The organism is Pseudomonas sp. SJZ103, from assembly GCF_007828335.1.
Classification (GTDB): domain Bacteria; phylum Pseudomonadota; class Gammaproteobacteria; order Pseudomonadales; family Pseudomonadaceae; genus Aquipseudomonas.
On sequence record NZ_VIUN01000006.1, the window covers coordinates 23,110 to 48,380 of the forward strand.

Annotated in this window: 26 protein-coding genes and 1 pseudogene; 7 read left to right on the top strand and 20 right to left on the bottom strand. The window is 61.2% G+C overall.

Annotated features, from left to right (window positions below; all coding sequences use genetic code 11):
* Nucleotides 1–637 precede the first annotated feature (637 nt).
* The 4 genes and pseudogenes from FBY10_RS15000 (at nt 638) to FBY10_RS15010 (ending at nt 3,615) form a co-directional block, all read left to right on the top strand.
* The gene (locus tag FBY10_RS15000) at nt 638–2,521 is read left to right on the top strand and encodes an acetyl/propionyl/methylcrotonyl-CoA carboxylase subunit alpha (protein WP_145336962.1); all 1,884 of its coding nucleotides are present in this window, start codon (nt 638–640) and stop codon (nt 2,519–2,521) included.
* 74 nt (nt 2,522–2,595) lie between these two features.
* Nucleotides 2,596–3,138, top strand: coding sequence for an exonuclease domain-containing protein (locus FBY10_RS15005; protein WP_053133333.1), 543 nt, complete (start codon nt 2,596–2,598; stop codon nt 3,136–3,138).
* 65 nt (nt 3,139–3,203) lie between these two features.
* Nucleotides 3,204–3,290 (top strand): annotated as a pseudogene (locus tag FBY10_RS32015) (outer membrane lipoprotein carrier protein LolA); the annotation flags it as partial.
* Between the two features lie 40 nt (nt 3,291–3,330).
* Entirely contained in the window at nt 3,331–3,615 is a 285-nt protein-coding gene (locus FBY10_RS15010; protein ID WP_131698550.1) for a pyrimidine/purine nucleoside phosphorylase, read from the top strand.
* Nucleotides 3,616–3,678: 63 nt separating this feature from the next.
* Here FBY10_RS15010 and FBY10_RS15015 read toward each other — a convergent pair whose 3' ends face one another.
* Complete coding sequence (locus FBY10_RS15015) at nt 3,679–4,485, bottom strand: MOSC domain-containing protein (protein ID WP_145336963.1); 807 nt, start codon at nt 4,483–4,485, stop codon at nt 3,679–3,681.
* Between the two features lie 39 nt (nt 4,486–4,524).
* Nucleotides 4,525–5,460: a chemotaxis protein CheV gene (locus FBY10_RS15020; protein ID WP_027603884.1), complete on the bottom strand. Its 936-nt coding sequence runs from the start codon at nt 5,458–5,460 to the stop codon at nt 4,525–4,527.
* A 549-nt stretch (nt 5,461–6,009) separates the two neighbouring features.
* On the opposite strand from FBY10_RS15020, the gene FBY10_RS15025 reads away from it, so the two are divergent.
* The 3 genes from FBY10_RS15025 to FBY10_RS15035 all read left to right on the top strand — a co-directional run bounded on the left by FBY10_RS15025 (nt 6,010) and on the right by FBY10_RS15035 (nt 8,365).
* Complete coding sequence (locus FBY10_RS15025; protein WP_178116755.1) at nt 6,010–6,459, top strand: hypothetical protein; 450 nt, start codon at nt 6,010–6,012, stop codon at nt 6,457–6,459.
* Nucleotides 6,460–6,815: 356 nt separating this feature from the next.
* Nucleotides 6,816–7,709, top strand: coding sequence for a sensor histidine kinase (locus tag FBY10_RS15030; protein WP_131698734.1), 894 nt, complete (start codon nt 6,816–6,818; stop codon nt 7,707–7,709).
* A complete protein-coding gene (locus tag FBY10_RS15035; protein ID WP_131698552.1) occupies nt 7,706–8,365 on the top strand; it encodes a response regulator transcription factor in 660 nt (219 codons plus the stop codon). Before FBY10_RS15030 ends, FBY10_RS15035 begins: the two co-directional genes overlap by 4 nt.
* On the opposite strand, the gene yegS is transcribed toward FBY10_RS15035, so the two are convergent.
* The 18 genes from yegS to flhA all read right to left on the bottom strand — a co-directional run bounded on the left by yegS (nt 8,324) and on the right by flhA (nt 25,209).
* Entirely contained in the window at nt 8,324–9,244 is a 921-nt protein-coding gene (gene yegS / locus FBY10_RS15040) for a lipid kinase YegS (protein WP_131698553.1), read from the bottom strand. The two genes, FBY10_RS15035 and yegS, sit on opposite strands and share 42 nt — an antisense overlap.
* Nucleotides 9,245–9,340: 96 nt before the next feature.
* Nucleotides 9,341–9,886 (bottom strand): hypothetical protein, encoded by a 546-nt coding sequence (locus tag FBY10_RS15045; RefSeq protein ID WP_131698554.1) that lies wholly within the window; start codon nt 9,884–9,886, stop codon nt 9,341–9,343.
* Nucleotides 9,887–9,919: 33 nt separating this feature from the next.
* Nucleotides 9,920–10,246 carry a hypothetical protein gene (locus FBY10_RS15050; protein WP_065940546.1) on the bottom strand — a complete coding sequence of 109 codons (327 nt, stop codon included), beginning with the start codon at nt 10,244–10,246 and terminating at the stop codon, nt 9,920–9,922.
* 24 nt (nt 10,247–10,270) lie between these two features.
* Nucleotides 10,271–10,582: a hypothetical protein gene (locus tag FBY10_RS15055; RefSeq protein ID WP_145336964.1), complete on the bottom strand. Its 312-nt coding sequence runs from the start codon at nt 10,580–10,582 to the stop codon at nt 10,271–10,273.
* 464 nt (nt 10,583–11,046) lie between these two features.
* Nucleotides 11,047–11,439, bottom strand: a complete 393-nt coding sequence (locus FBY10_RS15060) for a DUF2802 domain-containing protein (RefSeq protein WP_131698556.1) — start codon at nt 11,437–11,439, stop codon at nt 11,047–11,049.
* Nucleotides 11,440–11,922: a chemotaxis protein CheW gene (locus tag FBY10_RS15065; RefSeq protein WP_005790025.1), complete on the bottom strand. Its 483-nt coding sequence runs from the start codon at nt 11,920–11,922 to the stop codon at nt 11,440–11,442. It abuts the gene before it with no gap.
* 81 nt (nt 11,923–12,003) lie between these two features.
* Nucleotides 12,004–12,810, bottom strand: coding sequence for a CheW domain-containing protein (locus FBY10_RS15070; RefSeq protein WP_145336965.1), 807 nt, complete (start codon nt 12,808–12,810; stop codon nt 12,004–12,006).
* Between the two features lie 2 nt (nt 12,811–12,812).
* Nucleotides 12,813–13,601: a ParA family protein gene (locus tag FBY10_RS15075; protein ID WP_065924144.1), complete on the bottom strand. Its 789-nt coding sequence runs from the start codon at nt 13,599–13,601 to the stop codon at nt 12,813–12,815.
* A 51-nt stretch (nt 13,602–13,652) separates the two neighbouring features.
* Nucleotides 13,653–14,540, bottom strand: coding sequence for a flagellar motor protein MotD (motD, locus tag FBY10_RS15080; protein ID WP_145336966.1), 888 nt, complete (start codon nt 14,538–14,540; stop codon nt 13,653–13,655).
* A gap of 15 nt (nt 14,541–14,555) precedes the next feature.
* Nucleotides 14,556–15,296, bottom strand: a complete 741-nt coding sequence (locus FBY10_RS15085) for a flagellar motor protein (protein ID WP_027603872.1) — start codon at nt 15,294–15,296, stop codon at nt 14,556–14,558.
* Complete coding sequence (locus tag FBY10_RS15090) at nt 15,296–16,429, bottom strand: chemotaxis response regulator protein-glutamate methylesterase (protein WP_145336967.1); 1,134 nt, start codon at nt 16,427–16,429, stop codon at nt 15,296–15,298. The genes FBY10_RS15085 and FBY10_RS15090 overlap by 1 nt, the downstream gene beginning before the upstream one ends.
* 48 nt (nt 16,430–16,477) lie before the next feature.
* Nucleotides 16,478–18,727, bottom strand: coding sequence for a chemotaxis protein CheA (locus FBY10_RS15095; protein WP_145336968.1), 2,250 nt, complete (start codon nt 18,725–18,727; stop codon nt 16,478–16,480).
* A gap of 11 nt (nt 18,728–18,738) precedes the next feature.
* Nucleotides 18,739–19,527, bottom strand: a complete 789-nt coding sequence (locus FBY10_RS15100) for a protein phosphatase CheZ (protein ID WP_090399987.1) — start codon at nt 19,525–19,527, stop codon at nt 18,739–18,741.
* Between the two features lie 18 nt (nt 19,528–19,545).
* Nucleotides 19,546–19,920: a chemotaxis response regulator CheY gene (locus tag FBY10_RS15105; RefSeq protein ID WP_160385018.1), complete on the bottom strand. Its 375-nt coding sequence runs from the start codon at nt 19,918–19,920 to the stop codon at nt 19,546–19,548.
* A 169-nt stretch (nt 19,921–20,089) separates the two neighbouring features.
* A complete protein-coding gene (fliA, locus tag FBY10_RS15110; protein ID WP_065924972.1) occupies nt 20,090–20,830 on the bottom strand; it encodes an RNA polymerase sigma factor FliA in 741 nt (246 codons plus the stop codon).
* Entirely contained in the window at nt 20,827–21,660 is an 834-nt protein-coding gene (gene fleN / locus FBY10_RS15115; protein ID WP_003192912.1) for a flagellar synthesis regulator FleN, read from the bottom strand. The genes fliA and fleN overlap by 4 nt, the downstream gene beginning before the upstream one ends.
* A 105-nt stretch (nt 21,661–21,765) precedes the next feature.
* Nucleotides 21,766–23,082: a flagellar biosynthesis protein FlhF gene (flhF, locus tag FBY10_RS15120; RefSeq protein ID WP_131698561.1), complete on the bottom strand. Its 1,317-nt coding sequence runs from the start codon at nt 23,080–23,082 to the stop codon at nt 21,766–21,768.
* Between the two features lie 12 nt (nt 23,083–23,094).
* Nucleotides 23,095–25,209: a flagellar biosynthesis protein FlhA gene (flhA, locus tag FBY10_RS15125; protein WP_205885876.1), complete on the bottom strand. Its 2,115-nt coding sequence runs from the start codon at nt 25,207–25,209 to the stop codon at nt 23,095–23,097.
* Nucleotides 25,210–25,271: the final 62 nt, after the last annotated feature.

Sequence of the window (25,271 nt, forward strand, 5' to 3'; positions counted from 1 at the left end):
GTTCCGCCCTTACGGCGGGTCACTTTGGAAAAGCCCCAAAGTAACCAAAGGGCTCTTGCCCCACCACTCGGTACCTCGCCTAGGCTCGGTATGCCCGAACGAAGGCTTGAATCCGTGGGCCGCCGTCATTGGCCATCCCTGGCCCAGGACGGCTAACCCGGCGTCCTGCCGGGTTACCCACGGATTCAAGCCTGCGCTCGGCCAGCGTGGTTAACGGGGCGCCTGAGATCAAGATCAAAAGCCAGAGCCAGAGCCAGATCAAAAGATTGCTGACTTCGTCAGCGGTTAAGGAAGTAGAAGCCACACCGCGTACGCTTCAAAGATCAGGTCGGCTTTAAGGCCGCCTCGCTTTGTTTTTGATCTGGGATCGCCCCGTCAAACACGCTGGCCGAACGCAGGCTTTGGAGCGTGGGTAACCCGGCAGGACGCCGGGTTAGCCGCAATGGGCCATGGATGGCCCATTGCGGCGGCCCACGCTCCAAAGCCGGAGTGAGGGCACACCGAGCCTAGGCGAGGTGCCGAGTGTTGGGGCGAGGACCTTTTGGTTACTTTTGGGTCCTTCCAAAAGTGACCCGCTGTAAGAGCGGAACCCTAAGTGGCCGTTACCTAAATAACGGATATACACACGGAGCAAAAAATGCCGCAGTTCACAAAAATCCTGATCGCCAACCGCGGCGAAATCGCCTGCCGCATCCAACGCACGGCCCAGGCATTGGGCTACCGCACCGTCGCCGTCTACAGCGATGCTGACGCCCAGGCCCTGCACGTACAGATGGCCGACGAAGCCGTGCGCATCGGCCCTGCGCCGGTACAACAGTCCTACCTCAACATCCCGGCCATCCTCGAGGCCGCGGAAAAAACCGGCGCCGACGCCATCCACCCCGGCTACGGCTTCCTCTCGGAAAACCCCGATTTCGCCCGCGCGTGCCAAGACGCCGGCCTGACCTTCATCGGTCCCAGCACCGAGGCCATCGAACTGATGGGCAGCAAGCGCCTGTCCAAACTCGCCATGCTGGAGGCCGGCGTGCCCTGTATCGCCGGCTACCAGGGCAGCGCCCAGGACGACACCTGCCTGCAACTTGAAGCCGAGCGCATCGGCTACCCGTTGATGATCAAGGCCAGCGCCGGCGGCGGTGGTCGTGGCATGCGCCTGGTCCACCGGCCAGAGGCGCTGCTGGACAACCTGCACACCGCGCGCTCGGAAGCGAAGAACGCATTTGGCAGCGACGAACTGATCCTCGAACAGGCACTGATCGAGCCACGCCACGTCGAGATCCAAGTGTTCGGCGACCGCCACGGCAACCTGATTTACCTCGGCGAACGCGACTGTTCGATCCAGCGCCGCCATCAAAAAGTCATCGAGGAAGCGCCCTGCCCGGTGATGACGCCCGAACTGCGTCAGGCCATGGGCAAAGCCGCGCTCAAGGCCGCACGCGCGGTGAATTACGTCGGCGCCGGCACCGTGGAGTTCCTGCTCGACCGCAACGGCCGGTTCTACTTCCTGGAAATGAACACCCGCCTGCAGGTGGAGCACCCGGTGACCGAGCTGATCACCGGCCTCGACCTGGTGGCCTGGCAACTGCAGATCGCCGCCGGCCAGCCGCTGCCGCTCACGCAAGCGCAGGTGAGCCTGAACGGCCACGCCATGGAAGTGCGCCTCTACGCCGAAGACCCGGCCCTGGGCTTTCTGCCGCAAACCGGTGAGGTGCTGCGCTGGGAGCCGGCCGTGGGCGTACGGGTTGACCATGGGCTACGCGAAGGTGAAAAAATCGGCCCGTTCTATGACCCGATGCTCGGCAAGCTCATCGCCCATGGCGCCACCCGCGAAGAGGCCCGGCGCAAACTACTGCGGGCGGTGGAAGACACCTTGCTGCTGGGGGTGGCGACCAACCAACGGTTGCTGGCTGATTTGCTCAAGCATCCAGACTTTATCGGCGGCGATTTCAGTACCGGGTTTATCGCCGAACACTTCAGCGAAATACCGCGCCAGGCCGCCACGAGCGATCAGCTCGCCCTGGCCGCCGCGCTGTTTTACCAACACAGCGCTGACCAGCATCCCCACGGCCTGGCGGGATGGCGCAACAACGCCAGTGTGCCCTGTACCTTTCGCCTGGAGGTCGACGGCGAAATCCACACCCTCACCGCTCCCCCTCTGCCACTCAGTGCCGATGGGCGTCATGCCACTCTGGTGCTCAACGGCATTCGCCGCCGCATCGCCTATCACCTTGAGGGCACCCGGTTGTGGCTACCCGGCCTGACCGTGACCAACCGCACTCAGCAAGTTGTCGCCCCCCCGGCCGACGCCGGCAGCGGCACGGTCAAGGCACCGATGGACGGTGCCATCGTCGACGTACGCGTCAGCGCCGGTGAACACGTGAGCAAAGGCCAACTGTTGTTGGTGCTCGAAGCCATGAAAATGGAGCATCCACTCAAGGCCGATATGGACGGTGTGGTCAAGGCCGTACAGGTCACAGCAGGCGATCAGGTACGCAATCGCCAGGTTCTGCTGGAGATCGAATAACCACCTAGTCGGAACTACAAGGCCGGGCTACGCTCTATCCCCAACAGGAAAGGACGAGTACGGGAACCTGCGCGATGCCTCATTGGCTGATTATTGACCTTGAAGCCACAACGGATGAAGGCGGCTGGCCCGTGACGGAGATGGAAGTCATCGAGATCGGCGCGAGCCTGGTGAACCGCCAGGGCCGCGAACTGGATCACTTCCAGCGCTTTGTGCGGCCGCTGCGCCGTCCATTGCTGACGCCCTTTTGTCGCAAACTGACCCATATCACCCAGGCAAATATCGACACCGCCGCGCCCTTCACCGAGGTATGGCCGCTGTTTGAGCGCTGGCTGGGCCAGCATCAGGCGCGCCTCGAAGGCTGGGCCAGTTGGGGTGACTACGACCGCGTGCAGTTGGAGCTCGAATGGCAACGCCATGGCCTGACCAGCGCCATGGCCCCCACGCCCCATGTCAACCTCAAGCAACGCTTCGCCAAGGCACGGCGCCTGGACAAGCCCCTGGGGCTCAATGGCGCCCTGCAGTTGGCGGGGATGCAGTTCCAGGGCCAGCAACATCGAGCGCTGGAAGATGCCCGCAACACCGCGCGCCTGCTGCCGCTGATTTTGCCGGTCTAGGCAGCGCCCGAAGCCTTGGGCATACTGGCTGCCCTTTTCCTTGCTGCTCAACTGTAGAAGCGAGCTTGCTTGCGCAGGTCGTTGACGATAACGCTGTAAACCGGGCACCCAGCGGCGCTCTCAGGTTTTTCGCGAGCAAGCTCGCTCCTACAGAGTGAGCGTAAAGCAGCAACTTTTTCCGAGGATTCGCCCATGTTCAAAGTCAACGAGTACTTCGACGGCACCGTCAAGTCGATCGCTTTCGGCACCGCAGAAGGTCCGGCGACCATCGGCGTAATGGCCCCGGGTGAATACGAATTCGGCACCGCCCAGCGTGAAATCATGCACGTGGTGTCCGGCGCCCTGACCGTCAAGCTGCCCGACGCCAACACCTGGGAAACCTTCGCCGCCGGCAGCCAGTTCAACGTACCGGCCAACAGCAAGTTCCAGCTGAAGGTCGCGGTGGACACCGCTTACCTGTGCGAATACCGCGGCTGACCGCTGCGCCGCAAAAAAAATGCCCGTATCCTGCGAGACGGGCATTTTTTATGGGCGCATGACTTATTCGAGGATGATCACCGGCATGCCCACTTCCAGGCGGCCCACGCCATCGTTGACCAGGTTCTGGCCAAAAATCGCGCCGTCCTCCGTCTTGCGGTAGGCCTCCAGCGTCACAAAAGGCTCACGGTCGGCGCTGCGCTCGCCGGTGTGCGGATCGATGGTGGTGAGAATGCAGCGTGAGCAGGGTTTGACTGCGCGAAACTCCACATCACCGATGCGCAAGCGTTTCCAGCCGTCTTCGGCGAAGGCTTCGCTGCCCTCGATCACGAGGTTGGGGCGAAAGCGCAGCATGTCCATGGGACGGCCGACTTTCTGCGAGAGGTCGTCGAGGGACGCTTGCCCGATCACCAGCAACGGATAACCGTCGGCAAACGCTACCTGGTCATCATCGCGGCCGTAACCCGCTTGGGTGGTGCGGGCACGTTCCAGGGGGATCTGCACCAGCCGCGTGGGCTTGCCGATAAAGTCGCTGACCCAGGCAGCAGCTTCGTCGCCGGCGTCCGGCACACGCAAGGTGTCGCGCCAGATGGTCACGCCGCGCAACTCGGCCTCGTTGCCGGGCAGCGCTACGTCCAGCGGCGCGTAGCCAGGCGAACTGAGGGTCAGGCCACCGCTGCTGTTCCACAGCGCCGACAGTTGGCTCATCTTCGCCACCGCGCGCTGGGTGAGAAAACGCCCACTGGCCTCGTCCACCAGCATCCAGCGTCGATCCCCGTCCAACCCGAGTTTATCCAGGCCGATCTGTTGCAGGATTTCGGCCCTGCCGGACTTCAAGGGATAACGGTACAACGCGCTGAGACGGAGCATGGGCCTGCATTCCTGAGGGGCAAAGCCGTCACCCTAAGGTCAAGCGGACGCTTCGTCCAGCATCAGGCGCTGGCGTACCACATCCACCAGCTTGTCCGGCTGGAACTTGGACAGGAAGTTGTCGCACCCGACCTTCTTCACCATCGAGTCGTTGAAGCTGCCCGACAGCGAGGTATGCAGCACCACGTAGAGCTTGCGCAGGCGCGGGTCATTGCGGATTTCGGTGGTGAGGCGGTAGCCGTCCATTTCGGGCATTTCGGCGTCGGTGAAGATCATCAGCAGCTTGTCGGTCATGACATGGCCGGCGTCAGCCCAGGCCTTGAGCATGTTCAGCGCCTTGAGGCCGTCGCTGGCGATGTGCATCTTCACGCCCAGTTGGCCGAGGGTGTCGCGCAATTGCGACAGGGCCACGTTGGAGTCGTCCACCAGCAGCACTTCGCGGCCACGGGCGCGTTCCAGCACCGGGTCGTCGAGTTTTTCGCGGGAGACCTTGGCGTTGTACGGCACGATCTCGGCGAGGACTTTTTCCACGTCAATGATCTCCACCAACTGGTCGTCGACCTTGCTGATGGCGGTGAGGTAATGCTGGCGCCCGGCGCTGGTCGGCGGCGGCAGGATGGCTTCCCAGTTCATGTTGACGATGCGGTCCACGCCGCCTACCAGGAACGCCTGCACCGAGCGATTGTATTCGGTGACGATGATGGTGCTGTTCGGCCCGGGTACCAGCGGGCGCATGCCGATGGCCTGGGACAGGTCGATCACCGGCAGGGTCTGGCCCCGCAGGTTGACCACGCCGCACACGAAGGGGTGACGCTGGGGCATCAGGGTCAGCTTGGGCAACTGCAAGACTTCCTGCACCTTGAACACGTTGATGGCGAACAGTTGGCGCCCGGCCAGGCGAAACATGAGGATCTCCAGGCGATTCTCACCCACCAGTTGCGTGCGTTGGTCTACCGTGTCGAGAATGCCGGCCATTAAGAGCTCCTGGTGTGCGCTGGAAAGTAATGCGCGAAGTGTTTGTGCAGTTAGCTTGTTATCGGCCGCAAGCGTCGGACCTTGACCCCGGTAAAATGCCACGTAAATTCATTGATGTCACACTGACATCATGCTTTACTGCCGAGGCCTGTTCATAGGCGGTACAGCAACGTTGCGCGACACTCAAATCGACGCAAGGTTCCGCCATGTAAGGGATTCCCCTATGCACAATCAGGCCCAACCTGATATTCGCAATATCTAATAGCCATTAATGTGACGCCATTCTCATTGCATGAATGGAGTCAGGCTTTTGTTTGCCATCCCAAGCCCTCGCCCCATGGGTCTTCCAGACGTTCACGTCGCGGCAACTGAAGGTGTGCAATCGAGCCCACTCATGGGGGCTACGCACAGCCGTCGCCGCCATTCAAATAAACGTCCTACTGAAAACTCAGAAGCAACCTACATATCCCCGTTACCTTTCAGCGGTAGTTTTACGCCATTCACCCGGTGCGACTTCTCATCACCCGACCTTATGTTGTGGAGACTTGCATGATGAACGACGGTAACGAGTGGCAGATTGCACTTCCTGAGTTCCTGAGCGAGGCTGAAAAACTGCTGACCAAGTCGGAAGAATGCCTGAGCCACCTGCATTTGATCCGCAACGACAGTGACGCCATCGACTGCATGAAAATCAGCCTGATCAAGCTTGCCGAAAAGGCCGATTGCCTGGCCCTGCAAGCGATCAGCGAGTTCTCGCGGCATATCCAGGACGTGATCGCCAACGCCGAAAACCCTTTGCAGTTACATGATCAAGCCCTGGAGGCCCTGCATGACTGCTTGACGTTGCTGGCCTGGCAGCTGGAACTGATCGATGCAAAAACTGGCCAACTGACCATGGATAAAGAAGAACAGACCAAGTTGATTGACACGGTCACCTTACAAATTCCGCAAAAGGGTTTCAGTTACAAGCCGCAACAACGTATGCATCATTTGTCTTGAGGCGTTATCAGGTCGCATTCAAGCACAGGGTTATCTAAAAACGACGGTTCCAACTAACCCGCTGAAACAGAATGGCGCACACTAATATCAATGAGCCATTAACGATCCAACCCCTTTAAAATAATACAACCTCACTTCATCAACTCTGGGATTATCATTCCCCGAGTTTTTGCGCGTTTAAATAGGCCCGCCAGGCAAGGCACCTGGCGACCAACGGTAAGAGTGGTGGTACTATGCCCCCGCTTGAAGTGACTCAACTTCAACCTGCTTGAAAACGATTCAAGAACGTATTCCAAACAGAGCCCGGTCAGTCGCGACCGGTCTTTTCGCAGCGAACCTTATTGGCTCCATCCGCTATGCATGCCAGCCTCAAGACATTCATCGCAAGGTCCGCGTCCCGCAGTCACGCACGCCGTTTGATCCTCGCCCTGTGCCTTGGCTCGCTACTGCTGAGCCTGTGGGCCTACAGCCGCTCTGCGCCGCTGCCACTGATGGTGCTGCTGCTCAACCTGGCCACGTTGGTGGTGGTTGGCCTGCAACAGTGGCGCTCGCGTAAATCCATCAAGTTCCAGCCCCAGGAGTTGGCCGATCGCCTGTTGCAGGTGCAGGAAAACGAACGTCATCGCCTCAGCCGCGAACTGCATGACGATATCGGCCAACTGCTGACCGCCGCCAAGCTGCAAAGCGAATGGCTCAAGCGCCGCCTGCCGGATGAGCTGCAAAGCCAGTGCACTGTCCTGTGCAACACCTTGAATGAGACCCTGGCCAAGGTGCGCGACGTGTCCGCCATCCTCAATCCCCGGCAGCTCGCCAGCCTGGGCCTGGAAGCCAGCCTGCGCGCGCACCTGCTCAAGACCCTGGAAAACACCCCCGTGCACTGGAGCCTTGAATGCCAGCAACGGCTGACCGGCATTCCTGAAGAAATGGCCGTGGCGGCCTTTCGTATTACCCAGGAAGCCGTGACCAATATGCTGCGCCACGCCCAGGCGCACAATCTGCTGGTGCGCCTGCAACGCCTGCCCGAGGGCCTGTCGCTGACCATCTGCGATGACGGCCAAGGCTTTTCGCCCGCCATCAACCCCGGCCTGGAAGGTCAACGGGGCATGGCCGGCATGTCCGAGCGCATTGATCAGCTTGGCGGTTCATTATCCGTCAGCAGCCAACCAGGCAACGGGACACGGATCGAAGCGCTTTTCCCCTGGGCGCCCCGCGTCCTCGAACGGGCCAGCGCCCCTAAGGTTATCGAGTGAGCTGTACATTACTCCTGGTGGATGACCATGCACTGATCAGGGCCGGCGTACGTGCGCTGGTCCAGGATATTCCCGGCTACACGGTGATCGGCGAAGCCAGCGATGGCGCGCAGTTGTTGGAGCAGTTCAACGCCTTGCTGCCGGATATCGTGCTGTTGGACCTGTCGATGAAGCACACCAGTGGCCTGGACGCTCTGCAGCAACTCAAGCGCGTGCACCCCAAGAGCAAGGTGCTGATCCTGTCGATGCACACCGACCCGGAGCTGATCATGTGCGCGCTGGAGGCGGGCGCCCACGGCTACCTGCTCAAGGACACCACCGCCAACGAGTTGGAGCACGCGCTGCTGGCCTTGCGCAATAACGAGCGCTACCTGAGCCCCGCGATCGCCCATACCGTGATCAACCAGGCCCTGGTGCGCAGCCAGGGGCCCGCCACGCCCGCCGGCCACAGCCATAACCTCACGGCCCGCCAATTGGAAATCCTGCGCCTGATCGTGCGCGGCAAATCCACCCGCGAGATCGCCCACGGCCTGGGCCTGAGCATCAAGACCGTAGAAGCCCACCGCTCGCAAATCATGAAGCGCCTGCAGATATTCGACGTGGCGGGCCTGGTGTTATTTGCCGTGCGCGAGCAGATCATCAGCCTGGACGACTAGGGGCGAACCCACCGGCAGATGCACGCGCAGGGCCTTGGGCAAGGCCTCGAAGTGCAGGTCGTCACCTTCCAGCGGCTCGCCATCAAGGTTGATGTACAAACCCTGCGCGACCTTGATGTTCACCCACGGCAGGCGTGCCCGCACGAACATCGCGTCCAGCTCCCAACCGTTGCCCATCAGCTCGCGTAAGGTGCCGACCACTTCCTGGGGCGCCGGCAGGATGCTGACATCGAGCAAGCCATCGTCGGCCAATGCGCCAGGGCACAGCACATGCCCACCGCCCGCCTGGCGACCGTTACCGATGCCCAGCGCGAGCAGCTCGCCTTTCCAGTGGAAATCCGGCCCGTCAAGTTCGGCATAGGCGGCCTTCAACTCGCTGAAGCGCGTCAGGCCGGTGAACAGGTAGGCGGCACCACCGAGGACTTTCTTCAGGTCTTCGGAGGTATTGGCGGTGACCTGGCTGCCGAAGCCGCCGGTGGCCATATTGAGGAAGATCTGCCCGCCGACCTGGCCGAGGTCGATCGCACGGGGCGGCACATCCAGCAACGCCAGCGCCTGGGCGGGCTCCAACGACACGCCGGCAGCCTTGGCGAAATCATTGGCGGTCCCCAGGGGCATCAGCACCAGGCTGGCGTCGCCCTTGGCCTGGGCCATGGCCTCGGCCACATCGCGCAAGGTACCGTCACCGCCACCGGCAATGATGTGGGTGTAACCACCCTCCAGGGCCTCCTTGACCAGGCGCTGGGCATCACCGCCCTCCCAGGTCACCCGCACCGCCAGCTCCCAACCCTGCTCGCGCCGGGCCAGCACGGCGCTGCGCACGTCCTCGTTGAGGGCTTGCTTGCCGTGGAGGATCAACAGTGCCTTGGGTGTGGTCATGGATGGCTTACTCCTGGATTCAAAGGTGCTTGAAGGATGTGGACCTTGGGCGACCGAAAAAAAGCCATGAATATTGAAAATTAATCCCGCGACTGATTAGAAGTTATCCATCGCGCTGCACATCGACAGCTTGCCCTTGGACGCAGGCTCCACAGCGACCCATTGCTTGGCGCCCGCCGGCAGTTCATGCAACTGGATCGAACAATTGGCATACATGGACGCCTGCACCATGTAATCCACCCCGGGCCGAGGCACGAAGGCCATGCTGGCGGAGCATTGCCGGGAATACTGCAATTGCCCCAGGTAATGAAAGGCGATCGGCTTGTTCGCCGGCACCACCAATTCCGACGATACCGCAGCCGCCCACGAATAAATCGGACCAGGCATGCCCAGGCTTTCACCGTTGTGATCGGGGAAGCCCGCTTTCGTCGAGGCCATCACCCCAGCGCCCGGCACGTTCCAGTCCAGGCAATCACGCCCCGGCACAGCGCGCACCAGACCATCGGTGATCAAACGCACGCGGGCGGTCTCGCCTGTCTGCGGTGCAACGTAGCCGGTGGACAGGGAACGGATATTCGCCACCTGGCCGCAGCCTGTCAGCAGCACCAGCAGCGCCACGGGAACCACACGTAAAAGGCTCATCAGCAGTCAACTCGCAGAGGAATAAAGGGCCGCTTACGGTTGACGGCAATTCTGGTTGACCGACAGCTCTGGCGCCGGTTCGTACTTCACCTGCTGCAAGCCATCAGCGCCCTGGAAGATGAAGTATTTGATCCGGCAGTCCTTGAACATCGGCGAGTAACCCTCAGCCCGGAAGCCTTGGCCATCGACCTGCTTGGTCACAGCGTTGTTGCGGCTGACCACCGCGAGCACCTGGGCGTAACTCTGGCCCATCTTCACCCCCGGCTCGCCGGTGACCGTCATCGACGAGGCGCAACCGCCCAGCCCTGCCACCGCCAATGCCAGCGCGACGCCGTACAGTCCATTGCGTAGATCGTTCATGCCTTGCTTCCTTTTAGTGTTGGATCAGCGGCGACCTTTGCACACAGGTGATTCGCCGATACGGCCTTCCTTGCACAGGTCCAGGTTATCCCTGCGCGTGAAGCCCGCATCTTTCATGCAGTAGAACCGCGTCAGGACCACATCAATTGGCGACGTGTCTCCCGCCCCATCAAGATTGGTATACCCGCAGGCACGCATGGCATCGTCGACCCCCTGCTGCGACACACCGCTTTTTTTCCATTGGGTATAGTCCCCTGGCGGAGGCTGAAAGCCCCTGCCCGTGCAGCCAATCAATAACACCGCGTAAACACTCAGCAGCAGGCTCTTCCTGAACATCGTGCTCTTCCTCAGGGTTTGCGTAGATCGTTCACGCGCCAGCACGTCCCTGGCATTGCCCATGGCCCAACGTCAGGTTAATGCCGCTGGCACGGACGCAACGTCCTTGCACCGGATCATCGACAGGATTCATGGGACATCTTCGGCCTGATTGCCACTGAGCACTACGCGGTCGATCTTGAAGCACGGCGTTTGATTGCGCGGTAAGCGCGGAGGTGGCGACGCAAGACGGCAGCAAAACAGAGGGTTTTGCTCGAGAGGGGGATCAACAGACATTTCGCATCCTTGTGAATGAAACTTCCTACATGCGCAGGTTGGTCATCACAAAGACGTAAAAGTGCCATGGACAAACATGGCACTGTGACACATTCGACACAATCAGCCGCAGCCGACACCCTCGACTTTCAAGCCTGAAGGCTCTAGCTCAGGGCATAGAGAGGTTTTGCGCGGTATACACGGCGCAATCAGCTTTTGTGTAATTTACTCATCAACTGGGCCTCAGCCTGGGTCAAGCCACAGGACTGGGTCAGTTCATCCACCGTCGCGCCCATGCCCACCAGCTTCGCCGCCTGGGCAAATGACAGGCTGGAAGGATCACGCTGCTCGATCTGCGCCAGCTTGTCCGGCAACGGCGCGAGAATGGCGCGCAGTTCATGCACCTCGTCCCCGACCCTCACCGCACTCTGCTGGAAGTGATCAACCCGCTTGACCAGCTCCAGCACCCGTCGATCACGCACCGCATCGCGCTCGGCCTGCTGCATCGCCAATTCCCGCTGCTGGCTCATATAGCGCAGCAGAAAACCCAAGGTCCCGGCCCACAACAGGGCCAGGACAATCACCGCGACCTCAAGGAACAATCAGATGCTCTCCAGTTCCGACCATTCTTCTTCGCTCATCATTTTGTCCAGCTCAACCAGAATCAACAGTTCGTTGTTCTTGTTGCACACGCCCTGGATGAACTTGGCCGATTCCTCGTTGCCCACGTTCGGCGCGGTTTCCACTTCCGACTGGCGCAGGTAGACCACTTCCGCGACGCTGTCGACCATGATCCCGACCACTTGCTTGTCGGCTTCGATGATGACGATGCGCGTGTTGTCGCTGACTTCGACCGTGTCCAGGCCAAAACGCTGGCGGGTGTCGATCACCGTCACCACGTTGCCGCGCAGGTTGATGATGCCCAGCACATAGCTTGGCGCACCGGGAACCGGAGCGATCTCGGTGTAGCGCAGCACTTCCTGCACGCGCATCACGTTAATACCGTAGGTTTCGTTGTCCAGTTTGAAGGTAACCCATTGCAGGATCGGATCATCCAAACCTTGTGCGGACGCTGACTTGTTCATATCTCTGACCCCTTCAAATGCCGATGTAGGCGGCGTGTGTACTTCTTTTGGCCGCACGCGCGTGCGGCCCTTATTGTCCAATCAACTGCGTTTGTTCACCGGCATCGCTTTAACGGCACCGCTGGCGATCAACTCGGCCAGTTCGGCAACGTCCAGCAATGCGCACATGTGTTCGATCACGGTACCTGCCAGCCAAGGCCGCTGGCCCCGGTGGCTGCGCCATTTGATTTCATTCGGGTCCAGGCGCAGCGAGCGGCTGACTTGATGCACCGCCAGCCCCCATTCGTAGCCCTGCACCGAGATCACGTATTGCAAGCCTTGGCGGAAGTCATCGCGGTAGCGGTCGGGCATCACCCAGCGCGCGGTGTCCAGCACCTTAAGGTTACCGGCCTGGCTCGGCAGGATGCCCAGGAACCACTCCGGCTGCCCGAACAACGGCGTCAGTTCCTGGCCTTCCAGGGAATAGATCGAGCCCAGGCACACCAGCGGCACCGCCAGGGTCAACCCGGCGACGTCAAACAGCAAACATTCAAACGGCTCGGCAGCCCAGGCCGGGCGATCATCGCCGCTCACCGGCGGTGGCGTGATGCTCGGCGGCAGGTGCACTTCCACGACCGGCTCGACCACCACAGGCGCGACGGGCGTGACCACCGGGACGACAACCGGCACGCTCACCGGCGCGACGAGTGCATCACGGGCCTGTTCTTCCAATACAGCCAACTGGAACTCATCCAGGCTGCTCGACGACGGCACTTCGACCGCCGGCTCCAGCACCAGGATCGGTTCCGGCAATTCTTCCGCGGTCGCGTCCTGCAGCAAGGCATCCAGGTAGGATTCCAGTGCCAGTTGCGGCCGGGTCTTGACCTTGAGTTCGACGGGACGGTTCATCATCAGGCCACCTGCGCCACAAGCTGCTGGGACAGCAGGTGCTTGAGCAATGCACGGTAAGCCAGCACGCCACGGCTTTTACCGTCGAACTGCGACGGCGTGAGCCCGGCACGGCTGGCGTCACGCAGGCGCGTGTCCACCGGGATGTAGCCATTCCAGATGGTCTCCGGGTAGGCGTCGCGCAGTACGCGCAAGGTGCCTAGGGACGCCTGGGTGCGGCGGTCGAACAGTGTGGGCACGATGCTGTAGGGCAACGCCTGTTTGCGCGAACGGTTGATCATCGCCAGGGTGCTGACCATACGCTCCAGGCCTTTGACCGCCAGGTGCTCGGTCTGCACCGGTATCACCAGTTGCTGGCTGGCCGCCAAGGCGTTGACCATCAGCACGCCGAGCAACGGCGGGCTGTCGATGATGGCGTAGTCGAAGTCCTGCCACAGTTGCGCCAGGGTCTTGGCAATCACCAGGCCGAGGCCGCTCTGCCCCGGCGACTGGCGCTCCAGGGTGGCCAGCGCGGTACTGGACGGCAGCAGGGAAATGCTTTCGTTACTGGTGGGCAACAGCAATTGCCCGGGCAGGTCGGCCGGTACGTTGCCTTTGTGCAGGAACAGGTCGTAGTTGCTGTGCTCCAGCGCATCCGGGTCGTAGCCGAAATAGCTGGTCATCGAGCCGTGGGGGTCGAGGTCGACCACGACCACACGCTTGCCCGCCTCGGCCAGCAAGCCGGCTAAAGCGATGGAGGTGGTGGTCTTGCCGACTCCACCTTTTTGATTGGCAACTGCCCAGACTCTCATTCGGATGGTTCCTCCCGGTGGGCACACGCGCGACCGAGACATTGCATAAGGTTATTGAGCCGGCGACGGAGAATTGACGGCATTCTGCTGAACCGGCGGCTTTGCAGGGGCCGGTGCAGTTTGTGTGCCAGCGCGCTTCAAGGCCGCATCCGGTGTTGCATTGGCGGTACCGGTACCGGTCAGGCTACGGCGCACCTCCAGGTTTCGGGACACCACCAAGACCACCCGACGGTTGCGTGCGCGGCCTTCGAGCGTGGCGTTATTGGCCACCGGCTGGAACTCGCCATACCCCACCGAGGCCAGGCGCCCAGGGTTCACGCCCTGCATCGCGAGCATGCGTACGATGCTCGCGGCACGGGCCGATGACAGCTCCCAGTTGGTCGGGTACTGAGCGTTACTGATCGGCACATTGTCGGTAAAGCCTTCAACGTGGATCGGGTTTTCAAACGGTTTGAGGATCGCCGCGACCTTGTCGATGATGGTAAACGCCTGGTCGCTGGGCAACGCATCGGCACTGGCGAACAGCAGGCTGGAATTGAGTTCGATCTCCACCCACAACTCATTGCCGCGCACGGTCATCTGGTTGGAACTGATCAGGTCGCCAAACGCGGCACTGATGTCGTCGGCGATGCTTTTCAGCGGATCACTGGTGCCGCCCACGCCGGCAGCGGTTTCGTCGCTGTCGTTGACCAGCGGCTTGGCCGGGGTCACGGTCTTGGGCCGCTCTTCGCCAATGGGGATCGGCTTGAGCGAGCGGTCGGCGTCATTGAACACACCGATCAGCGCCTGGGAAATGACCTTGTACTTGCCTTCGTTGATCGACGAGATGGAATACATCACCACGAAAAAGGCGAACAGCAAGGTGATGAAGTCCGCGTAGGACACCAGCCACCGTTCATGGTTGACGTGTTCTTCAGGCTCGCGACGGCGACGGCTCATTGGCAATACTCCCCATCAATCCATGAAGCCCTGGAGCTTCAATTCGATGGAGCGCGGGTTCTCGCCCTCGGCAATCGACAGGATGCCTTCAAGCAGCATCTCGCGGTAACGGGACTGGCGCATGGCGATCGACTTGAGCTTGCTGGCCACCGGCAACAGCACCAGGTTGGCACTGGCCACCCCGTAGATCGTCGCGACGAACGCCACGGCAATGCCGCTGCCCAGTTGCGACGGATCGGCCAGGTTGCCCATCACATGGATCAGGCCCATCACCGCACCGATGATGCCGATGGTCGGCGCGTAGCCGCCCATGCTTTCAAATACTTTGGCGGCGTTGATGTCGCGGCTTTCCTGGGTGTAGAAATCCACTTCGAGAATGCTGCGGATCGCTTCCGGCTCGGCGCCGTCCACCAGCAATTGCAGGCCTTTGCGCGAGTAGCTGTCGGGTTCGGCATCGGCCACGCCCTCAAGGCCCAGCAGGCCTTCCTTGCGCGCGGTGAGGCTCCAGTTGACCACACGGTCGATGCCACCGGCCAAGTCGACACGCGGCGGAAAAATGATCCAGATGAGGATTTGCATTGCACGCTTGAACGAACTCATCGGTGACTGCAGCAACGCGGCGCCCACCGTGCCGCCAATCACGATCAGCGCCGCCGGGCCATTGGCCAGGGCGCCAAGGTGACCGCCTTCGAGGTAGTTGCCGCCAATAATGGCGACAAACGCCAGGATGATGCCGATCAGGCTCAATACATCCATCAGAGGCAGGCCTCCACCAGATGCTTGCCGATGTCGTCCAGGCTGTAGACGGCGTCGGCCAGGTCAGCCTTGACGATGGCCATGGGCATGCCATAGATCACGCAGCTGGCTTCGTCCTGGGCCCAGATCGCACTGCCGCCCTGCTTGAGCAGGCGCGCGCCTTCACGGCCATCGGCGCCCATACCGGTGAGCACCACCGCCAGAACTTTGTCGCCGTAGGACTTTGCAGCCGAACCGAAGGTGATGTCCACGCACGGCTTGTAGTTGAGGCGCTCATCGCCCGGCAGGATTTTGATCGCGCCACGGGCATCGACCATCATCTGCTTGCCGCCTGGGGCCAGCAACGCCAGGCCAGGACGCAGGATGTCGCCATCCTCGGCTTCCTTGACGCTGATGCGGCACAGCTTGTCCAGGCGCTCGGCGAAGGCCTTGGTAAACGCAGCGGGCATATGCTGGATCAATACGATCGGCGCCGGGAAGTTGGCCGGCAATTGGGTCAACACGCGCTGCAAGGCTACCGGGCCGCCGGTGGAGGTGCCGATGGCGACCAGTTTATAAGCCTTGCGCTTGGGCGCAGGCGACTGGGCAGCCGCCGGTGCCGACGTGCGCACCGGCGGCACGGCAGGCCGTGCAACCGGCGCAGACGCCGGGCGACTGAATGAGGAACTGGTCGGCGCAGCCGGCGCAGCCACCGGTGCCGGCGCAGGGGCTGGCGCGCTGAACAGGCTGCGGCGGTTGCTGCGGGAAATACTGTGGACTTTCTCGCACAGCAGTTGCTTGACCTTCTCGGGATTACGCGAGATGTCTTCGAAATTCTTCGGCAGGAAGTCCACCGCACCCGCATCCAACGCGTCGAGGGTCACTCGGGCGCCTTCGTGGGTCAGCGAGGAGAACATCAATACCGGGGTCGGGCAGCGTTGCATGATATGCCGAACTGCCGTGATGCCATCCATCATCGGCATCTCGTAGTCCATGGTGATCACGTCCGGCTTCAACGCAATGGCTTGATCAATCGCCTCTTTGCCGTTGGTGGCCGTGCCGACCACCTGGATACTTGGATCGGCGGAAAGAATTTCCGAGACGCGGCGGCGGAAGAAACCCGAATCGTCCACCACCAGGACCTTGACTGCCATAAACACTCCGTTAGGTGGGGTGGGCAATACCGCCGTGCCCCACCAGAATCAAATACGCCGAGCGGCGTAACGCTTGAGCATGCTCGGAACATCGAGAATCAGCGCGATCCGGCCGTCACCGGTGATGGTCGCACCCGACATGCCCGGGGTTCCCTGCAGCATTTTGCCCAAAGGCTTGATGACCACTTCTTCCTGGCCAACCAGTTGATCGACGACAAAGCCGATACGCTGGGTGCCCACGGAGAGAATCACCACATGGCCTTCGCGCTGCTCTTCATGGGCAGCCGAAGCAACCAGCCAGCGCTTGAGGTAGAACAGGGGCAACGCCTTGTCCCGTACGATCACCACTTCCTGGCCGTCGACCACGTTGGTGCGCGACAGATCGAGGTGGAAGATCTCGTTGACGTTGACCAGCGGGAAGGCGAATGCCTGGTTGCCCAGCATCACCATCAGGGTCGGCATGATCGCCAAGGTCAACGGCACCTTGATGACGATCTTGGAGCCCTGGCCCTTGGTCGAGTAGATGTTGATCGAGCCGTTGAGCTGGCTGATCTTGGTCTTCACCACGTCCATGCCCACGCCACGGCCCGACACGTCGGAAATCTCGGTCTTGGTCGAGAAGCCAGGGGCGAAGATCAGGTTGTAGCACTCGGTGTCAGTCAGGCGGTCGGCGGCGTCCTTGTCCATCACGCCACGCTTGACGGCAATATTGCGCAGAATCGTCGGGTCCATGCCCTTGCCGTCATCGGTGATCGACAGCAGGATGTGGTCGCCTTCCTGCTCTGCCGCCAGGATCACCTTGCCGCCACGGGACTTGCCCGAGGCTTCGCGTTCTTCCGGGGTTTCGACACCGTGGTCGACAGCGTTGCGCACCAAGTGGACCAGCGGGTCGGCCAGGGCCTCGACAAGGTTTTTGTCGAGGTCGGTTTCTTCACCCACCAGTTCCAGGTTGATCTCTTTCTTCAGTTGGCGCGCGAGGTCGCGAACCAGGCGCGGGAAGCGGCCGAAGACTTTCTTGATCGGTTGCATCCGCGTTTTCATCACCGCGGTTTGCAGGTCGGCGGTGACCACGTCGAGGTTCGACACGGCCTTCTGCATGGCTTCATCGCCACTGCTCAGGCCCAGGCGCACCAGGCGGTTACGCACCAGTACCAGCTCGCCGACCATGTTCATGATGTCGTCCAGACGCGCGGTATCGACCCGTACGGTGGTTTCGGCTTCACTGGCCGGTTTTTCCGCGACCGGGGCCGCTGCGGCACGCGCTGGAGCCGGGGCAGCAGCCGGCGCAGGCGCAGGCTTGGCGGCGGGCGCGGCGGCTTTGGCGGCAACCGGTGCCGCCGTGGCCGCAGCAGCGGCTGGGGCGGCAGCGGCTGGGGCGGCAGCGGCGGCTGGGGCGACTTCGGTGAACTTGCCCTTGCCGTGCAAATCGTCCAGCAACGCTTCGAATTCGTGATCGGAGATCAACCCATCGTCCGCAGGCTTGGCACCAGCAGCCGGTGTTGCGGCTGTAGCGGCTGTAGCGGCGACGGCAGGCAAGGCGTCGGCCGCGAAGGTGCCCTTGCCATGCAACTGGTCGAGCAACGCTTCGAATTCATCGTCAGTGATGTCGGTGCTGGCAGAAGCGGCAGGCACATCCGCAGCATCGGCGGCGGCACCGGCAGGCGCCACGGCGTCGGCAGCGAACTGGCCCTTGCCGTGCAATTGGTCGAGCAAAGACTCGAACTCAGCGTCGGTAATGTCTTCGCTGCTCGGCGCGGCAGCCGGGGCAACGGCAGCTGGCGCTTCGGCCTCGGCCTTGACGGCACTGAGGGAGTTGAGCAGTTGCTCGAACTCGCTGTCCGTCACATCCGCTTCAGGCTCCACCACCGGTTCCGGCGCGGCTTCGACCACCGGCGCTGCCGAGGTATCGGCCGGCTCGGCATAACGCGCCAGGGCGGCCAGCAGTTCCGGAGTGGCTGCGGTGATCGGGGCACGTTCGCGCACTTCGCTGAACATGCCGTTGACCGCATCCAGTGCTTCGAGAATCACGTCCATCAACTCCGAATCAACGTGACGCTCACCCTTGCGCAGGATGTCGAACACGTTCTCGGCGATGTGGCAGCACTCCACCAGCTCATGGAGCTGGAGGAAGCCGGCGCCCCCTTTTACAGTATGAAAACCGCGAAAAATTGCATTGAGCAGGTTCGCATCATCCGGGCGGCTTTCCAGCTCGACCAGTTGTTCGGACAGTTGCTCTAAAATTTCGCCGGCCTCTACAAGGAAATCCTGAAGGATCTCTTCATCGGCGCCGAAGCTCATGTGGGTGCTCCTTAGAAGCCTAAACTGGATAACAGGTCATCTACGTCATCCTGACCTGACACAACGTCTTCACGTTTATCGGCATGAATCTGCGGACCTTCACCCTTGGCGAGATGTTTTTGTGGATCTTTTTCAGAAAGGATCGCTTCGCGGTCATGTTCGATGCCGGCAAAACGGTCTACCTGGCCGGCCATGAGTACCAATTTGAGCAGGTTGCTTTCCACTTCGGTGACCAACTGGGTCACACGCTTGATCACCTGACCGGTCAGGTCCTGGTAATCCTGGGCCAGCAGAATGTCATTGAGGTTGCTGGAAACCGTGCGGTTTTCCTGCTCGCTGCGTGACAGGAACCCTTCGACCCGACGGGCCAGCTCACGAAACTCTTCTGCACCGACTTCACGGCGCATGAAGCGGCCCCAGTCAACGCTGAGCGCCTGGGCTTCCGTGGCCATGCCGTTGACCAGGGGCGTGGCGTTTTCCACCAGGTCCATGGTGCGGTTGGCCGCCGCCTCAGTCAGCCTGACCACATAGGACAGGCGTTCGGTGGCGTCGGTGATCTGCGAAATCTCTTCGGCCTGGGGCATGTGCGGGTCAATCTGGAAATTGACGATTGCACTGTGCAGCTCGCGTGTGAGCTTGCCCACTTCCTGGTACAGGCCGCGGTCACGGGTCTGGTTAAGCTCATGGATTAACTGCACCGCGTCGCCGAAATGGCCTTTTTCAAGGCTGTCGACCAACTGGTGAGCATGCTTTTTCAGGGTCGACTCAAAGTCGCCCTGTGACGTTTCTTTATGCTCCATAGCTCCCCCGCGATGGCATCAGCCGTGGATGCGTTCGAAGATCTTTTCGATCTTCTCTTTCAAGGCCTGTGCAGTGAATGGTTTGACCACGTAACCGTTGACCCCGGCCTGGGCGGCTTCGATGATCTGTTCACGCTTGGCTTCGGCGGTCACCATCAACACGGGAAGGCTGCGCAATTTTTCGTCGGCACGCACGTGGCGCAACAAGTCGATACCGGTCATGCCCGGCATGTTCCAGTCCGTTACCAGAAAGTCGATGCTCCCGCTGTTGAGGATCGGAATCGCCGTAAGGCCATCATCCGCCTCGACCGTGTTTGTGAACCCCAGGTCACGCAACAGGTTTTTTATGATCCGCCGCATCGTTGAGAAGTCATCAACGATGAGGATTTTCATGTTCTTGTCCAATTCGACCTCCAAGCAGTCTTAAACGCGCCCAGCACCTGGACGCGCCATTTCAATCAACAGGCATACACAACAAGGACTGCCAGGGGCACCACGGGTCGAACCCGCGAAGGCCAATCACCTTCGCGGTATCGCTTTGCAGTGCTCCCCACACTGCCTGTCAGCGCGCTCGCCACTCTCCCAAACGCCCCCGCAAGCGGGCCGCGCACTGGCTGTGCAACTGGCTGACACGCGATTCGCTGACCCCCAGGACCTCACCGATTTCCTTGAGGTTCAGCTCTTCGTCGTAGTACAGCGCCAACACCAACCGCTCACGCTCCGGCAAGTTGGCAATGGCGTCCGCCAACGCCCCCTGGAAACGCTCATCTTCCAGGTCACGCGACGGCTCCATATGCGTGCTCGCGCCGTCCTCATGCAGCCCTTCGTGTTCGCCGTCCTGCAACAGGTCGTCGAAACTGAACAGGCGGCTGCCCAAGGTATCGTTCAAAATCCCGTAATAATCGTCGAGACTCAATTGGAGTTCGGCCGCAACTTCGTGATCTTTAGCGTCGCGACCGGTTTTTGCTTCAATTGCACGAATTGCGTCACTGACCATGCGTGTATTGCGGTGCACCGAACGCGGTGCCCAATCACCTTTGCGCACTTCGTCGAGCATCGCGCCACGGATGCGGATACCCGCATACGTCTCGAAACTCGCACCCTTGCTCGCGTCGTACTTGGTCGACACTTCGAGCAGGCCGATCATGCCCGCCTGGATCAGGTCTTCGACCTGGACGCTGGCGGGCAGGCGTGCCAGCAGGTGATAGGCAATCCGCTTGACCAGTGGCGCATAGCGCTCGATCAACTCGCCCTGGCTGTCACGGGCAGACTTCTTGTATGCGTTATAGCCGTTCGCTGTCATAGCACCGGTCCTGCGCTCGTCTGATGCACCAATCGCTCGACGAAAAACTCCAGATGCCCCCGAGGGTTGGCAGGCAACGGCCAGGTATCGACCTTCTGGGCAATAGCCTTGAACGCCAATGCGCATTTGGAACGAGGGAACGCTTCGTAGACTGCACGCTGCTTTTGCACAGCCTTGCGCACACACTCGTCGTAGGGAACTGCACCGACGTATTGTAAGGCGACATCGAGAAAGCGATCCGTGACCTTGGTCAACTTGGCGAACAGGTTGCGACCTTCCTGCGGGCTCTGGGCCATGTTAGCCAGGACGCGGAAGCGGTTCATGCCGTAGTCACGGTTAAGCAGTTTGATCAGGGCGTAGGCGTCGGTGATCGAGGTGGGTTCATCGCAGACCACCAGCAGGACTTCCTGCGCCGCGCGCACGAAGCTGACCACGGACTCGCCGATCCCGGCGGCGGTGTCGATCACCAGCACGTCGAGGTTGTCGCCGATGTCACTGAAGGCCTGGATCAGGCCGGCATGCTGCGCCGGGCTCAGGTGCACCATGCTCTGGGTGCCGGAGGCAGCCGGCACGATGCGGATCCCGCCAGGGCCCTGGAGCAGCACATCGCGCAGCTCACAGCGCCCCTCGATCACATCGGCAAGGGTGTGTTTAGGCGTCAGTCCCAGTAGAACGTCGACGTTCGCCAGCCCCAGGTCAGCATCCAGCAGCATGACGCGACGGCCAAGCTCTGCCAGGGCCAGGGACAAATTCACTGACACGTTAGTTTTTCCGACGCCACCTTTGCCGCCGGTCACCGCGATCACCTGTACGGGATGCATGCTGCCCATTTTATTTCTTTACCTTGTCTTGCTTAGACGCAGGCTACATGGCTTGGCCGCGTGAATCGCTTGCAGACCATCGATGTAGGTACATTTCACGGTGTTCATCGCGCCTCAACCCACCCGTTTTGCCGGGTTGTGGTAAAGGTCGGCGAACATATCGGCCATCGCTTCCTCGCTAGGCTCTTCTTGCATTTGCACGCTGACGGCGCGGCTGACCAACTGATGACGGCGCGGCAGATGCAAGTCATCCGGGATCCGCGGCCCGTCGGTCAGATAGGCAACCGGTAGTTCATGGCTGATAGCCAGGCTCAACACTTCCCCCAGGCTGGCGGTTTCATCCAGTTTAGTCAGGATGCAACCGGCCAGACCGCAACGCTTGTAGCTATGGTACGCAGCGGTAAGAACCTGTTTCTGGCTGGTGGTTGCAAGCACCAGGTAATTTTTCGATTTGATGCCACGCCCGGCCAGGCTTTCCAGTTGCATGCGCAACGCCGGATCACTGGCTTGCAGGCCGGCGGTATCGATCAGCACCACACGCTTGCGCAGCAGCGGATCGAGCGCGTTGGCCAGGGACTGGCCCGGGTCGACGTGGGTGACCGGCACATTGAGGATGCGGCCCAGGGTCTTGAGCTGTTCCTGGGCGCCGATGCGGTAGCTGTCCATGCTCACCAGCGCGATGTTATTCGCGCCGTACTTGAGCACATAACGCGCCGCCAGCTTGGCCAGGGTGGTGGTCTTGCCCATGCCGGCAGGGCCGACCATGGCAATCACGCCGCCCTCTTCCAGGGGTTCGATTTCCGGGGTGCTGATCATCCGCGCCAGGTGGGCCAGCAACATGCGCCAGGCCTGGCGCGGCTCTTCGATTTCGGTGGTCAGGGCCAGCAGGTCGCGGGACAACGGGCCGGACAGGCCGATGCGTTGCAGGCGGCGCCACAGGTTGGCCTGTTGCGGTTTGCTGCCTTGCAGTTGGGTCCAGGCCAGCGAACCCAATTGCACTTCCAGCAGTTCGCGCAGGCCGTTGAGTTCAAAACGCATCGAGTCGAAGACACGCTGGTCGACTGCGGCGGCCGGGGCTGGCGCAGCAGGACGCGGCGGTTCGATGAACGTTGGCTCAACCAGCGGCTCGGCGGCGGTCAGCGGCAGGCCGGCAAACAACTGGCGATTGGTGGTGGCATCGCTGTCGCCACGCATGCTCAGTTCAGCCTGGGCCGAGACGATGCGCGAAGCGGTCTTGCGCAGCTCGTCTTCAAGCTCCATGTTCGGCACACGCGGCGCCAATGCCGAGGGGGTGTAGTCCAGGGCAGCCGTCAGCTCGACACCGCCGGCAATACGACGGTTACCGATAATCGCGGCATCGGCGCCCAGCTCATCGCGGACCAGTTTCATGGCCTGACGCATATCGGCGGCGAAAAAACGCTTAACTTGCATAACCCACTACCCTCAGCCGTTGGGCCCTACTGTCGCGACGATAGTCACTTGCTTGTTGTCAGGAATTTCCTGATAAGCCAAGACGTGCAAATTCGGTACTGCCAGACGTCCAAACCGCGACAACATCGCCCGGACCGGACCCGCCACCAGCAGAATCACCGGTTGGCCCTGCATTTCCTGGCGCTGTGCGGCGTCGATCAACGAACGCTGCAGTTTCTCAGCCATGCTTGGTTCCAGCAGAACGCCCTCTTCCTGGCCTTGTCCTGCCTTCTGAATACTATTGAGCAATATCTGTTCCAACCTTGGTTCCAAGGTGATCACAGGCAGCTCGGAGTCAAGCCCTACAATGCTTTGCACGATTGCGCGGGACAATCCGACACGCACCGCCGCCACCAACGCGGCAGTATCTTGACTCTTGGCGGCATTGTTGGCGATAGCCTCGGCAATGCTGCGGATGTCGCGTACCGGCACCTGTTCGGCCAGCAGCGCCTGCAGCACCTTGAGCAGTTGCGACAACGACAGCACGCCCGGCACCAGTTCTTCCGCCAGTTTTGGCGAGGCCTTGCCGAGCAAGCCCATCAATTGCTGGACTTCTTCGTGGCCGATCAGCTCGTGGGAGTGCTTGTAGAGGATCTGGTTGAGGTGAGTGGCGACCACGGTACTGGCGTCCACCACGGTGTAGCCCAGGGACTGCGCCTGGCTGCGCTGGCTGATTTCGATCCACACCGCCTCCAGGCCAAAAGCCGGATCTTTGGCGGTAATGCCGTTGAGGCTGCCGAACACCTGGCCGGGGTTGATCGCCAGCTCGCGGTCCGGGTAGATCTCGGCTTCGGCCAGGATCACGCCCATCAGGGTCAGGCGGTAGGCACTCGGGGCCAGGTCGAGGTTGTCGCGGATATGCACGGTAGGCATCAGGAAACCCAGGTCCTGGGACAGCTTCTTGCGCACGCCCTTGATCCGCGCGAGCAATTGGCCGCCCTGATTGCGGTCCACCAACGGAATCAGGCGGTAGCCGACTTCCAGGCCGATCATGTCGATCGGGGTCACGTCGTCCCAGCCCAACTCCTTGGTTTCCTGGGCGCGGGCTGGCGATGGCAGCAGTTCCTGCTGGCGCGCAACTTCTTGCAGGGCCTGGACCTTGACCGCATTCTGCTTTTTCCAGAACAGGTAGGCAGCGCCGCCGGCCAGGGCCGCCATGCTCAGGAATGAGAAGTGGGGCATGCCCGGCACGATGCCCATGATCGCCATGATGCCCGCCGCTACGGCCAGGGCCTTGGGCGAGGCAAACATCTGCCGGCTGATCTGCTTGCCCATGTCTTCGGAGCCCGAAGCACGGGTCACCATGATGGCGGCAGCTGTAGATAACAACAGTGATGGCAATTGCGCCACTAAACCGTCACCGATGGTCAGCAAGGCGTATACCTTGCCCGCATCGCCGAAAGTCATGCCGTGCTGGAAGATCCCGACCGCAATACCACCGATCAGGTTGATGAACAGGATCAGCAGGCCGGCAATGGCGTCACCGCGCACAAATTTGCTGGCACCGTCCATGGAGCCGTAGAACTCGGCTTCCTGGGCCACTTCCAGGCGTCGGGTCTTGGCCTGGTTCTGGTCGATCAAGCCGGCGTTGAGGTCGGCATCGATGGCCATCTGTTTGCCGGGCATGGCGTCGAGGGTAAAGCGCGCGCTCACCTCGGAAATACGGCCGGCACCCTTGGTCACCACCACGAAGTTGATGATCATGAGGATCGCGAACACCACGACACCGACCACGTAGTTACCGCCGATCACCACCTCACCGAAGGCCTGGATCACCTTACCGGCGGCGGCGTGACCGTCCTGGCCGTTGAGCATCACCACGCGGGTGGACGCCACGTTGAGCGCCAACCGCAGCAGGGTCGCCACCAACAGGATCGTCGGGAATACCGCAAAGTCCAGCGGCCGCAGGGCGTACACGCACACCAGCAGCACCACGACCGACAGCGCAATGTTGAAGGTGAAGAACACGTCCAGCAGGAATGGCGGTATCGGCAACATCATCATTGCCAGCATCACCAGCAACAACAACGGCACACCCAGATTGCCCCGCGAGAGGTCAGTCAGGGTCGTACGGGCCGTGCCGAGCATTTGAGAGCGATCCACCACCGGTATTCCTCGTTTCCTTGAAGCAAACTTTTGACGCCGGGAGG